Raw genomic sequence first — 12,810 nt, 5'->3', positions numbered from 1 at the left:
GATCCCCCGTAACGGCTCAAGCACCGTCATCATGCCCAGTCCGAAATGCATTGAAGGAAAAGGCTGGCGGCCTTTGGCATCGGAAATTTCTCTCCGCTGATCAGCGCGTAAGCAACCGGCAGTTCCGGTTCGAGTGGAATGAACCGGAGCGGCAGCGTCGCAAATTCGCGCGCGATGATCTCGCCGACCAGCGCAATGCCGAGCCCCTGCGCGGCAAGCGCGCAGGCACTCGCCACCGAATGCGCTTCGAGCAAGGGGCGTTGGCGGATGCCGGCCTTGTAGAACAACGCCTCAAGCTCATGGCGAACCGGTCGCTCCCTGTTCAGCATGATCAGATCCTGCCCCTTCAGGTCGCCGACCGACAATTGGCGGATGCCGGCCTTGGGATGATCGTTGTGCAGGGCGCAAATGATCCGCGACGACAGGATCTTTTCCTGTTTCAATCCGGGGCTCATCAGCGGCAGACGCGCGAAACCGAGATCGGCCTCACCGTCGGCCACCATCCGTTCTATTGCGAGATAGCTACCGGATGCGACTTCGACGCGCATCGGACCATTCGCTGCGAGAAAGTTCTTCACGAGCTTCGGAATGCGCGTCGAGGAAAGGCTGGCGGGAAAGGCGAGCCGCAGCATGATCTCGCGCGATCGACCGCTCTCGAGCTCCATCGCCGCCGTTTTCAAGGCGCGCAGCCGGTCGGAAATGGCACGGATTTCCGGGCCGAGCTGCAGCCCCTCGCGGGTCGGTTGAAGGCGGTTCTTTTCCCGTTCGAAAAGCCGGACGCCGAGATAGTCTTCCAGTTGCTGCAACAACCGACTGGCGTTCGATTGCGAGATCCCAAGCTCGACTGAAGCGGCGATCGTCGAGCCCGTCGCGGCGATGGCGTCATAGGCCTCGATATGCTTCAGGCTGATCGCCGCACTCGTGTCCCGCGCCATTCTATCTCCATTACCGATAGCCCTACCCGCAAACCGCATAAGATTGCGGACCTGCGGAAAGTTGAACATTTTCCGCTGAGAACCAAACTCACGGAAAGACTTTCGTCAATGGCCACCATTCTCCGGAAGATCGCGGAACAGGTCCTGTCGCGAACGACGTTCTCAAACCTCGCCATGGATCGGGCAAGAGATGCTGCGGTGGACACCATCGGCTGCATGATTGCAGGCAGAGGCGATGAAAGCATCGCCGCGCTCACCCGCGCCTTCCATGGGGAAATCGCCGGAAGCGGCGAAGCGCGGCTCGTCACCGGCGGCTCCGCCTCGCCCTCGCTTGCCGCTCTCATCAACGCAACGGCGGCTCACGCGCTCGATTTCGATGACAATTTCCATCCGGCGAGAGCGCATGCCTCCGCGGTGCTGGTGCCGGCGCTGCTGGCGGTTTTGGCGAGCGGCAAGGTCACGAGCGGAAGACGGTTTCTCGAGGCCTACCTGGCCGGGCTGGAAGCGCAAGCGGCAGTCGGCTTCGGCGTCAATCCCTCTCACTACAACAGGGGTTGGCACGCAACGGCGACGGTCGGCGGCATCGGGGCCGCAGCTGGCGTGGCACGGCTTCTAGGCGCCGATGAAAATGGCTTGGCCGCGGCGATGAGCCTCGCGACGAGCTTCGCCTGCGGCCCGAAGGGGCAATTCGGCACGACCGCCAAACCGCTTCACGCCGGCATTGCCGCGCGTAATGCCGTGGATGCGGCGCGCATGGCGCTTGCCGGCATGAGCGGGCGGCCGGATATCCTCGAGCGGCCGCAAGGCTTCCTCGATCTTTTCGGGGGCGATGATGCCAAGGGCTGGGAGGGACTGACATTCGAAGAGGAACATATCATTGAAAGCCGGGGCGTGGTGACCAAGCGCCATCCCTGCTGCGCCTCGACCCATCGCGCGATTGACGCGCTTCTGGATCTGAAGCAGGAACGTGGGCTTTTGGCGGGCGACATTGCCCGGATCGTGGCGAAAGTCGGCATATCCGCTGCCCGCAACCTCGCATATCCCGACCCCACCGACGAGATGCAGGCCCGCTTCTCGATGCAATATTGCCTGGCGACAGCTTTCCTCAGAGGCTCCCTTAGCCTTTCAGACTTTACACGGCAGGAGATCGGGCGGCCGGAAATCCGGCAATTCATGCCCCGCATCGAAATGCAGTCCTATTCGGCCGAAGAGGAAAAAGGCGTGGAGCGCCTCCCGCACATCGTCACTGTCACAACGCGCGACGGCCGCATTTACAGGAAGTCCCGCTTGCACGCCAAGGGATCGCTTGAAGCGCCGATGAGTGATTACGAACGCAAAGTAAAGTTCATGGATTGCTTACACTGGGCAAATCGGCGCAATTCCGAAGCCTCTTTCCAACGGCTTTGTGCCCTGGCCGATTTTGAAACCCTGTCTTGCGACAACGCATTCTGGAGCTTGATCTCAGATGGCTTGAAAGGGTAAGCGCCATTATGCAGCGCGCCATAGGCCAAGCCACCTCCTCGCTCACGATCTCCTTTACCCGTTTTCGGCTTGAGAAGTCGAAATATGTTCTGTATCTGTTCTAACGGCGAGATGAGTCAATGCCCAGCTAGCGCGCGGAAGTTGAGCAAGAGTGCCGATTGGAGAATTCCGTGAACGGATTCAAGTCCATGCCAGGAATGGTTTTTGAACATGCACCGACGGCAGCTGAGAACGATCTGGGTCCGACACTGAAAGATCATCGGGAGCCGATCATTGAATTCATCTGTCGCCCATGTCATCGCGATTGCGCGCTTGAGCGCAATCTGTTGGTGAAAGCGTTTGGCGCCAGCATGACCTTCGCTGTGATCCGCCGCCGCATGGCGATGGGCTGCGAGCGGATGCAAACGCCGGAGGGTGACAAATGTGGCGCGCACTTCCCATCTCTTGGCGACACCGATGGTCCTGATGGAAACTAGGCCATGACAAACGACAAAGGCAGTGAGCGCCCGCGCAAAATCGTGCATGTGGACATGGATGCCTTCTACGCATCGGTCGAACAGCGCGACAATCGCGAGCTGCGGGGCCTGCCGGTTGCCGTCGGCCATCCTGCCGCCCGCGGCGTGGTGGCGGCCGCCAGCTACGAGGCGCGAAAGTTCGGCGTTCATTCGGCGATGCCTTCCGTGACCGCAAAGCGCAAATGCCCCGATCTCATCTTCGTCAGGCCGCGCTTTGACGTCTATAAGGCGGTTTCGCTGCAGATCCGCGCGATCTTTGCCGAATACACGCCGATGATCGAGCCGCTGTCACTCGATGAGGCCTATCTCGACGTCACCGAAAACCTGAAGAGCATGGAAATCGCCACCGAGATCGCCGCGGAAATACGGGCGAAGATCAAAGCGACGTCAGGGCTCACCGCGTCAGCGGGCATTTCCTACAACAAGTTCCTGGCCAAGATGGCATCCGGCCAGAACAAGCCGGACGGCCAGTTCGTCATCACCCCCAAGAACGGGCCGGCCTTCGTCGAGCAACTCCCCATCAAGAAGTTCCATGGCGTCGGACCGGCGACGGCCGAGAAGATGCACCGGCTTGGAATCGAGACGGGCGCCGACCTCAAGGAGAGGACGCTCGAATTCCTCGTCGAACATTTCGGGAAGTCTGGGCCATATTTCTATGGAATTGCCCGCGGCATCGACAATCGCCAGGTCAAGCCGGACCGGGTGCGGAAATCCGTCGGCGCGGAAGACACGTTCTCCGAGGATATTCACTCCTTTGAGCCGGCACGCGAAGGCCTTCAGCCGCTGATCGAGAAAGTCTGGAGCTATTGCGAGGCCAATGAAATCGGCGCCAAGACCGTGACGCTCAAGGTCAAGTATGCCGACTTCAGCCAGATCACCCGCAGCAAGACGGTTACGGCACCTTTGCAAACGATCGGCGACCTCGAGGAAATGGTCGACCTGCTTCTCGCGCCGATCTTTCCGCCGCGCAGGGGAATCCGCCTGCTCGGCGTCACGCTGTCATCATTGGAACTGCAGACCTCTGGAGTGGCGCCGCAGCTGCGACTGGCGCTTAGACCGCCAGCATCGGCTGGGCTGGAGCGCCCGAGTGACGTTTGACCCGGAAGGTCCCTGCCGGCGGCGGCCGCAGGATTTGCTCTTCGGGCACAAGTCCGTCGAACCAGACCATGCGTTGATCTCGTGTCAGCACCGCCTCCGCAGAGCGCTGCGCCGCAACAAAGCTTCTTCGTCCCGAAGATTCGGTACTCGTTTTGATCGACCACCAGCCCTACCAGCTTGCGAACCTGAACAGCCACGAACCGCAGATGGTGGTCAACAATTCGACCGCCCTGGCGAAGGCTGCCAAGCTCTTCGGCGTCCCCACCATCCTGACCAAGTGGTCGCGGCGCGGGGCGGTCTCCTCTTCCCGCAGATTACCGAGGTCTTTCCCGGCCAGGAGGTGATCGACCGGACGTTCATCAACACCTGGGAGGACCAGAAGGTGGTGGATGCGGTGAAGGCGACGGGCCAAGCAGCTGATCATTGCCGGCCTGTGGACCGAGATCTGCGTCGCGATGCCGATAATCCAGGCCTCGGCGAAGCCTGGGATGTCACGGTCATCACCGACGCGTCGGGCGGCACGTCAGTCGAGGCCCACGAGGTGCCGATCCAGCGCATGATCGCGGCCGGCGCGAACATGATGCCTGGTTGGCGCTGGCATCCGAGTGGCAGCGCGACTGGCCCGTATCGAAAAAGCGGGCAAGATGACGGAAGTGCTCGGGCAGCACGCGGCTGGCGGAGGCATCGCGTGTCTGTGGGAGCAGCAGCTGCTTAACATTCCGGTGCCAAAGACCACGGGCTGATCTGGACGGGGATGACGGGACCCTTGAGGTAAAACTCACCGTTTTATCGATCCTCGTCATCTCTCTCGATACGAAGGCCGCCCATGCACGGATGCCAGTGGCCGGCATGATCAACGACCACCTGCCGCGCTGCTTTCGTCAATATGCGGTCGGATGCCAAGCGCCCTTAGGCCGACCTTGCACATTGCTTAGCGTCGGATTTCAGCGGGCACGTCCTCAATCTGGCTTCGGGCGAGCTTCTGTCGTCGGATGGCCTACCTCGTCGAGGATGATTGGGGTCTTGAACCGAATCGAACGGTCAACCGGAGCGCTGATCTTGCAGGAGCACTTTTAAGCTCCTTAAGTTCATGTATTTTTGCTTGGCTACGCGATGCGAAACTGCTTGCGCAGGGTCTTGTCAAACATGCCGGCGGTTGCGAACCGACGCAGCAAGCTCACCATGCGCGCCGCATTGCCCGCGGTGTAGCGTCGGCGCGGAACCTGATCGTTGACGGCTTTGATGATTACCTTGACGATGACATCCGGCAAGTCGGCCTTGGGCATGACATCCCGTAGCAATGCGGCGACTGTCGCGCGCGCCTGATCGTATTCGGCTTTCTGCTGGTCGGGCTCCATGCCGTTTTGATCGAAGACTGTCCGCACGTATGCCGGCTCGATGACGGAAACGCGGATATTGAAGGCTCGGACCTCGTGATCGAGCGACTCCGAATAGCCCTCGATCGCGTGTTTGGCGGCGGAGTAATGGGCCGAGTACGGCGCCGGGATGACGCCGAGGATGGAGCCTATGTTGAGAATGCGGCCGCCGCCTTGGCGTTTCATCACCGGTAGAACGGCGTTCGTCATTCGCATAACTCCGAAAACATTGACGTTGAAAAGGGCCTGCGACTGCGCGATTGAGGACTCCTCTGCGCCGCCGAACATTCCGATGCCGGCATTGTTGACGAGAAGGTCGATCTTCCCCGCCCGTGATATCACGTCCGCGACCAGCGCCGAGACGGACGCCTCGTCGGTCACGTCGCACGCCAGCATCGTAACTCCCTTGGGACCATCGCTTACGATTTTCCGGCTCGTCCCGAAAACACGGAACCCCGCGCGGGCGAGACCTTCAGAGGTGGCGTAGCCGATGCCGGAGGATGCCCCGGTCACGATTGCAGTTCTTACGGCGTCCATTTTTCTTCCCTTAGGTGAACGTCCCGGATTTTGGCTCCAGAGACAGTTGCATTACGCTCATTTAATAGTATTATGATCATAATGCAATAGAGATTTGAGAGACGCGTTATGCGATATGAAAAGGGCCGAAAAGACACATCACGCCGCAGGATCATGGACGTTGCTGTCGAGCGGTTCCGCACAGACGGAATTGCTGGCTCGGGCCTCGCGACGATTATGAAGGATGCCGGCCTGACGAATGGCGCCTTCTATCCCCACTTTCCCTCGAAGGCCGATCTCGTTCGGGAAACTATTTCGGACGCCCTGAGCAGGCAGGCTGTGTGGCTGCGCGACGTGCTGGACCAAGGGGGGCTCGATCGCCTGATCGACATCTACCTCTCGCACGAACACAGGGACAATGCGGGACAGGGTTGCGCATCCGCAGCGCTGCTGCCGGAGCTTGCGCGGCAGTCTGAGGAGACGCGCGCCATGTACGCCGAACAGTCCCGCACTCTTGTGCTTCTGCTCGCCAACGCGCTTCCGGCAGATGTGGAAGCAAAGGAAGATGTGGCATGCGCGATTTTTGCGACCCTGATCGGGACGCTCCAGCTGGCACGGGCGGTCGATAAAGAAATGTCGGATCGCATTTTGCTCGCTGGAAAGGACGCGATTGGCGTCCTCGCTGGTCGTCCGCGTGCAGGGGCTTCCTCGGCCTGATTGAACACTGGGGAGCTTGGTGCGCTTTTGGATGACGCTGAACGCGGGATCATTACCCTCGACAACACCAGAACCTGCGCAGACTGCACGGCGAAAGCAAAACCTTGCCCGGCAAGGAACAGATCAGGTTCATGCCACGGCCGTCAACCTCCTCGACTCAAAGGTCAGGGTGATGAGTTGCGGCTCCTTGCGGTCTGCCCAGCCGGCGCCACCGGTGAGGTTGCGGCAGCAGCGAAGCTAGGTCGAAACGATGAAAGTGTGGAATTGCGGACATGCTGGTCGCTGCCCGCAGCCTTTAGGAAGCAGCAACAGCAAACCCTGAACAAAGCATTGCGGGGTTGTGAATGCTAGCTCGTTGCTGACGGAACGGTCGGGAACAATTCCATCTCGTGAACCGAGTTCAGAGTCGATTGCCTGCGCCGTATCGTGCTAAACTGACGTGGCGCGAGCCGTGTTCATGGACCATGATCAAAGTAACCGCTCTACCTGACCAGATGAACTTCGAGGTTGCCACCGGCGAGACCTTGCTCGAGGCTGCTTTGAGGTCGGGTGTGCCGTTTGCCCATGCCTGCGGCGGCCGGGCGAAATGCTCGACCTGCCGCGTCTGGGTTCTGGACGGTGTTAAGGGTTGCCCGAACCGGAACCGAGACGAGAGCTTGATGGCGGAACGGCTGAGGCTGGCGGATGAGGTCCGGCTGGCCTGTCAGCTCAAGCCGGAGGGCGAGCTTCGCGTCCGACGCCTGGTGCTGGATGAGACCGACTTAATAATAACCAGCCAGCTTCTCAGTTCTGCCGAGACGCGTTCCGGCGAGTCGAAACAGGTTGCGGTTTTCTTCAGCGATGTCGCCGATTTCACGAAACTGTCCGAGCAGCTTTCGCCCTATGATGTGATGTATCTACTCAATCGCTACTTCGCCCAGGTTGGCGACATCATAGAGCGGAATGGCGGGTTCATCGACAATCTCATCGGCGATGGGCTGATGGCAATCTTCGGAATGGACGATCAGCGGGACGCTCCGCTTCGAGCCGTCAACGCGGCGATTCAGACCGTTGCCACAGTCGATCGCCTGAAGCCGTTCTTTGCCTCCATGTACGGCATCGAATTCGATATTCGTATCGGTCTCCATTATGGCGAGGCCGTCATTGGCACATTGGGCTTCGGCGGGAACCAACGCCTCACGGCAGTCGGGAACGTCGTGAACCTAGCCAGCCGGATCGAAGCCGCAAACAAGGATGCGGGGACACGACTGCTGATTTCCGAGGCGCTTTACGGCCAGGTCGCCGACAAGGTGGAGGTCGGCGATTTTGTCAGGGTACGCCTGAGGGGTTCCTGCGAACGTACGAGCCTGTTCGAAGTCATCAGGCTCAAGCCCGAATGCGACGCTGAACTGAACGCCAGGCAACCCCGCGAAACCATCCGTCATGCCGGCAGGAGGTGGGTCCGCGCATTCCCCGTGGACGAGCTTCAGCCCCACGAACGAAGGATTCTCGATTTCGAGGACTACGATATCGTCGTCGTTCGCGGAACCGACAGCTACTGCGCCTTCAACAACGCCTGCCCGCATCTTCATCTGCCGTTCTACGAACGTCGAAAACCTGCCGAGGTGAAGACGCTCAATCTCCCACATACGGAGAGCACGATCACCAGTGATCACGGCCTCGTCTGCCGTTGGCATCAAAGCTGTTTCGATCTTTTTTCGGGCGAAATCAGGAACTGGGCGCAGTTGCAGCAGGATGGTACTGCGCCGGGCTATGAACACACAGGCGACATCTCGAAAAATCCCACCAGGCTGACGGTATACCCCTGTCGAATACAAGACGGATGCCTGTGGATCGGGCTCGACTGACAAGGAACGGTTTCGGTTTCTTCGGCGGATTCGCTCGATACGCCGGCCGACACGGCGCAGGTCCTTAACCGCTCCGCAGCTCTTCCGGAAGAGCTGGTATCCTTCATGGCTGAGCAGCTCGATATCCCGGTCGAAGCGGTCGCCGATTATGCGAGCCGGGAACAGACAATGACGGACCATTCCCGTGAACTCGCGGCTGCACTCGGGTTCCGCGGTGGTTGCCGTCAAACGGGAGTCGCAAAACCGTTCCCGCTCGGCTTCACGGCTTCCCTTTCAGGATTTCCACCGCCCGATCCGGGCGAGTACGATGACCGGCAAGGTGCCAACGAGAACGATGGCAAGTGCTGCGATCGACGCTTCCTCATAGGTTCCGCGGGCCGCCTCGCCGTAAAGATGCGTCGCCAAGGTCTCGAAATTGAGCGGCCTCAAGAGGAGCGTGGCCGGCAGTTCCTTCATACAGTCGACGAACACGAGCAAGCCCGCGGCGACGAGCGAAGGTTTCGAAAGCGGCAGATGAATATGCCGGAATGTCCCGGTCACATTCTGGCCGAGGCTACGCGCGGCGTGATCGAATGAGCGTGGAATGCGGCTGAAGCCCGCTTCGACCGAACCGACCGAAATCGCCAGGAAGCGCGTGACATAGGCATAGCCGAGCGCGGCGCCGGACCCGATCAAGAGCAGGCCGGTTGGCATGCCCAGCCATGCGAGCGCAGTCTGGTCAATCATCCGGTCGAGCGCGGCAACCGGCACCAATATCCCGATGGCCAATACCGTTCCGGGCATCGCATAGCCGACTGTGGAAATCCGCTGCAACGCCGCCGTGAGGCGGCCGGGAAGCGAGCGCGCCGCATAGGCGATGACTAGGCCGAAGAGGAGGATGGCGAGCGTTGCCATCGCCGACAGGGTCACGGTGTTGAACGTTTCCGACAAAAGCCGAGGTGATAGCCCGGCGAATCGGAAGCGTTTCCACGCCTCGACGGCAAGGTAGCTTGCAGGTGCGATGAACCCGATCAACACGGGTATGAGGCCGAGCGCAAATGCAGCCAGACCTGAAACGCTCCCAAGACGATGCGGCGTGAAGCTCCGCGCCCTTTGTGCACTCGACCAATAGCGCTGGCGGCGGCGTGCCCAACGCTCGATCGTGACGAGCGCGACCACCAATAACAGCATCGCGACTGCGATCTGCGCCGCGCCCGGCAGGTCGGACCGCGTTACCCATGTCGTATAGACCGAGACGGTTAGCGTCTTCACGCCGAGGAATTCCGAGGCGCCGATATCGTTCAGTGCCTCCATCAGCGCCAGGCTGACGCCGACGGCGATCGCCGGCCGCGCCAGCGGCAATGCGACCCGCCAGAAGACACGGCCACGCCCGGTTCCGAGCGTGCGCGAGACCTCGACCAGATTGGCGGCCTGGGTAAAGAACATCGCCCGCGTGGTGAGATAGACATACGGATAAAGCACGAAGCTGAGCAACACGATGCAGCCGGCCATCGAGCGGATCTCGGGAAGGCGGAAGTCGCGGGGGCTCGCATAGCCGAGGGCCGCTCTGATCGCGCCCTGGACCCAGCCGATCGGGTGGAGAAGATCAAGATAGGCGTAGGCGATGATGTAGGTCGGCATCGCGAGCGGGAGGAGCAGCGCCCATTCGAGCAGCCTGCGGCCGGGGAAATCATAGGCGGTGACGAGCCAGGCCGTCGAGGTGCCAAGCAGCGTGACAAGGACGCCGACGCCGACAAGCAGCATTCCAGTCTGTAGGAAGGCTTGCGGCAGTACATAGGCGAGAAGGTGCGGCCAGAGCCCGTTCGATCCCTGAAGGGCCTGCCACAGGAGGGCGAGGACGGGAGTGGCCACTGGCGCCGCGATCAATACGGACGCAAGCAACCACACCCGCCCGGAGCGGCGCCGGACAGCCTTCAGCATTGGGGAAGGGCGCAGATCGACATGCGACATCGGCGGTCATCGGGCGCGGCGGCGCCGCGCCCGATTCGTCCATCAGTTGTCGAAGCCGACCTTCTCGGCCAGCTCGCTTGCCTGCTTGCGAAGCTTGACGATTTCCGTCAACCGCACGGGATCGACCTTGAGTCCGCCAAACGAAGCAATGATCGGATCGATGGCCGCGCCGGCCTTGATCGGATACTCGTAGTTCGCCTCCGCATAGAGCTTCTGGGCCTCGTCGGAAACCAGGTATTCCAGGAGCTTCACGGCCTCATCCTTGTTCGGGGCGTGTTTTGCGACGGCCGCGCCGCTGATGTTGACCTGCGTGCCGCCGTCCTCGAACGTCGGCAGGATGACCTTGATCGTATTGCCCCAGGCAACCTGCTCCTCGCCGCCCTTGCCGGAGCGCATCAGGCCGACGTAATAGGAGTTGGCAATGCCGATGTCGCAAATGCCGCCAAGGATGTCCTTGGCCACATCGCGGTCACCACCGCCCGCCTTGCGGGCGAGGTTTTCCTTGACACCGGCGAGCCATGTTTCCGCCGCCTCGGCGCCGTGATGCGCGATGTAATCGGCGAAAAGAGCCGTATTGTAAGGATGCTGGCCGGACCGGATGCAGACCTTTCCCTTCCATTTCGGATCAGCCAGGTCCTCGTAGTTGAAGCTCGCGAGATCGAGGTCCTTCGCGGCGTAGAGGACGCGGGCGCGCATCGACAGGGCAAACCAGTTGTTGGCCGGGTCGCGCAGGTTTTCCGGCACGGCGGCCTTCAGCGCATCCGATTCGACCGGCTGCGTCAGGCCCTTGTCTGCCAAGTCGGCAAGATTGCCGACATCGACCGTCATGAGGACATCCGCAGGAGAACTTTCCCCTTCCGAGGCAACGCGCTCGGCAAGACCGTCTTTCAGGAAGACGGTGTTGACCTTGATGCCGCTCGAGGTGGTGAAGGCGTCAAGAAGCGGCTGGATCAGTCCGGGCTCGCGCGTCGTGTAGATGTTCAGTTCGGCTGCCATGGCACCGGCGCCACTGGCGAGAGCGAAGACGCCGCCCAGCAGGGCATGCCGCAATAGGGAAAGGTTCTTCATGATGCGGTCCTCCATCAAATTGTTTTGGTCTGCCGACGATTGCGACAGCCGACAAAATTGCTGGAACATATATGACGGAAACGGTCAAGTTATTTTTCGGTGGCAGTCTTTCGGGCTCATTCCGCGGCAAAGACCAGGACGCCTTCTGGATCGACGCTCAATGAAATCCCCTCGCCCGACCGTACATCGACGCGGCCTGTTGTGCGCAAGCGTAGGAGGTCAGGCACGCCTTCGACCCTGATCGACAGCTGCTCGATTTCGCCAAGGAACGAGCAACCCACGACAAGGCCGGCGACCCCTTCGCCTCGACGCGAGAGGATGAGGGCCTGCGGACGAATGCAGGCAAATGCCCTGGCGCCCTCCGGCAGATCGAGCCGGGCCGAAAAGGCGCCCAACGCCGTTTCGATCCGGCCATGGCGGTATGTCCCTGTTACCCTGTTGCAGGGGCAGAGGAATTCGGCGGCGTAGAGCGACTTGGGATGATCGTAGATATCGTAGCCCGTCCCGATCTGCTCGATGCGGCCTTCCTTCATCAACACGACCCGATCTCCCACCGAAAGCGCCTCCTCCGGGTCGTGCGTGACGAGGATCGCCGCCGTCCCCAAGGCCCTCAATGTCGCAATGGTTTCCTCGCGCACCCGCTCCCGGAGGCCACGGTCAAGGTTTGAGAAAGGTTCGTCCATGAGGAGGATTGCCGGTTTCGGGGCAAGGGCGCGTGCCAGGGCCACACGCTGCTGCTCGCCGCCCGACAACGTGTGTGGATAGCGGTTGGAAAGTGCCGATATGCCGATTCGACTTATCACCTCGATCGCGCGATCACGGGCCTCGTGCCGTTGCAGCTTGTTCAGGCCGAACGTCACATTCTCCTCGACCGTCAAATGCGGGAACAGGGCGTAGTCCTGGAACATGAAGCCGATATTGCGATGCTCGGGTTCTACGAAGCCGTTCGCTCCCGCGATCTCCGCGCCGTTCAACAGAATTTCGCCGCTGTCTGCCTTGTCTACCCCGGCGATGATGCGCAGCAGCGAGGACTTGCCGCAACCGGACTGGCCGACGAGGCAGACGATTTCACCAGGCGTGAGCGTAAACGAAACGTCATCCAGTGCCTGCGTTTCCCCAAAACGCCGGCCGACATGCGCCAGCACAAGCGTTCCATTGATCCCCTCGAGTGATCCGTGCATTGCCGATCCTTCAGTCATAGCGAGTATCGAGGACATACTGTTCCAGGTGGCTCCACCGTGAAACAGAAAACTTTACCAGCCGGGTTTTTGCACAGATGTTCGCACAGCGCCTTATCGGCACCGTG

General features: G+C 60.8%; 10 protein-coding genes and 3 pseudogenes. 7 read left to right on the top strand and 6 right to left on the bottom strand.

What is annotated here, in order from left to right; translation table 11 throughout:
• Positions 1-29: 29 nt before the first annotated feature.
• Complete coding sequence (locus RGR602_RS25220) at positions 30-1,004, bottom strand: LysR family transcriptional regulator (RefSeq protein ID WP_170250974.1); 975 nt, start codon at positions 1,002-1,004, stop codon at positions 30-32.
• Between the two features lie 39 nt (positions 1,005-1,043).
• On the opposite strand from RGR602_RS25220, the gene RGR602_RS25215 reads away from it, so the two are divergent.
• From RGR602_RS25215 to dinB, 3 genes are all read left to right on the top strand, one after another.
• Positions 1,044-2,417, top strand: coding sequence for an MmgE/PrpD family protein (locus tag RGR602_RS25215; RefSeq protein ID WP_040114775.1), 1,374 nt, complete (start codon positions 1,044-1,046; stop codon positions 2,415-2,417).
• 197 nt (positions 2,418-2,614) lie between these two features.
• A complete protein-coding gene (locus tag RGR602_RS25210; protein WP_052451756.1) occupies positions 2,615-2,893 on the top strand; it encodes a hypothetical protein in 279 nt (92 codons plus the stop codon).
• A 3-nt stretch (positions 2,894-2,896) separates the two neighbouring features.
• Positions 2,897-4,030, top strand: a complete 1,134-nt coding sequence (gene dinB / locus RGR602_RS25205; protein WP_052451755.1) for a DNA polymerase IV — start codon at positions 2,897-2,899, stop codon at positions 4,028-4,030.
• Here the strand turns inward: dinB and RGR602_RS38830 are convergent.
• Positions 3,984-4,121 (bottom strand): annotated as a pseudogene (locus RGR602_RS38830) (SOS response-associated peptidase family protein); the annotation flags it as partial. The gene dinB and the pseudogene RGR602_RS38830 sit on opposite strands and share 47 nt — an antisense overlap.
• A 61-nt stretch (positions 4,122-4,182) precedes the next feature.
• Between RGR602_RS38830 and RGR602_RS25200 the strand changes: the two are divergent.
• Positions 4,183-4,773: pseudogene (locus tag RGR602_RS25200) on the top strand (hydrolase).
• A 363-nt stretch (positions 4,774-5,136) separates the two neighbouring features.
• On the opposite strand, the gene RGR602_RS25195 reads toward RGR602_RS25200, so the two are convergent.
• The gene (locus RGR602_RS25195; RefSeq protein WP_040114774.1) at positions 5,137-5,943 is read right to left on the bottom strand and encodes an oxidoreductase; all 807 of its coding nucleotides are present in this window, start codon (positions 5,941-5,943) and stop codon (positions 5,137-5,139) included.
• 108 nt (positions 5,944-6,051) lie between these two features.
• Here RGR602_RS25195 and RGR602_RS25190 point away from each other — a divergent pair, with 108 nt between their 5' ends.
• The 3 genes and pseudogenes from RGR602_RS25190 to RGR602_RS39915 all read left to right on the top strand — a co-directional run.
• Entirely contained in the window at positions 6,052-6,639 is a 588-nt protein-coding gene (locus RGR602_RS25190; protein WP_040114773.1) for a TetR/AcrR family transcriptional regulator, read from the top strand.
• Between the two features lie 464 nt (positions 6,640-7,103).
• Positions 7,104-8,486: an adenylate/guanylate cyclase domain-containing protein gene (locus RGR602_RS25185; RefSeq protein WP_082046686.1), complete on the top strand. Its 1,383-nt coding sequence runs from the start codon at positions 7,104-7,106 to the stop codon at positions 8,484-8,486.
• 72 nt (positions 8,487-8,558) lie between these two features.
• Positions 8,559-8,687, top strand: a pseudogene (locus RGR602_RS39915) (DUF4158 domain-containing protein); the annotation flags it as partial.
• Positions 8,688-8,759: 72 nt separating this feature from the next.
• On the opposite strand, the gene RGR602_RS25180 reads toward RGR602_RS39915, so the two are convergent.
• From RGR602_RS25180 to RGR602_RS25170, 3 genes are all read right to left on the bottom strand, one after another.
• Entirely contained in the window at positions 8,760-10,406 is a 1,647-nt protein-coding gene (locus RGR602_RS25180; protein ID WP_407692067.1) for an ABC transporter permease, read from the bottom strand.
• Positions 10,407-10,478: 72 nt separating this feature from the next.
• Complete coding sequence (locus RGR602_RS25175; protein ID WP_407692066.1) at positions 10,479-11,432, bottom strand: Fe(3+) ABC transporter substrate-binding protein; 954 nt, start codon at positions 11,430-11,432, stop codon at positions 10,479-10,481.
• Positions 11,433-11,620: 188 nt separating this feature from the next.
• The gene (locus RGR602_RS25170; protein ID WP_040116465.1) at positions 11,621-12,685 is read right to left on the bottom strand and encodes an ABC transporter ATP-binding protein; all 1,065 of its coding nucleotides are present in this window, start codon (positions 12,683-12,685) and stop codon (positions 11,621-11,623) included.
• Between the last annotated feature and the right edge of the window lie 125 nt (positions 12,686-12,810).

Origin of the sequence: Rhizobium gallicum bv. gallicum R602sp (assembly GCF_000816845.1) — a bacterium.
GTDB lineage: Bacteria > Pseudomonadota > Alphaproteobacteria > Rhizobiales > Rhizobiaceae > Rhizobium > Rhizobium gallicum.
The sequence above is the reverse complement of the archived record's forward strand: the minus strand, read 5'-3'. Positions and strand labels throughout refer to the sequence as shown.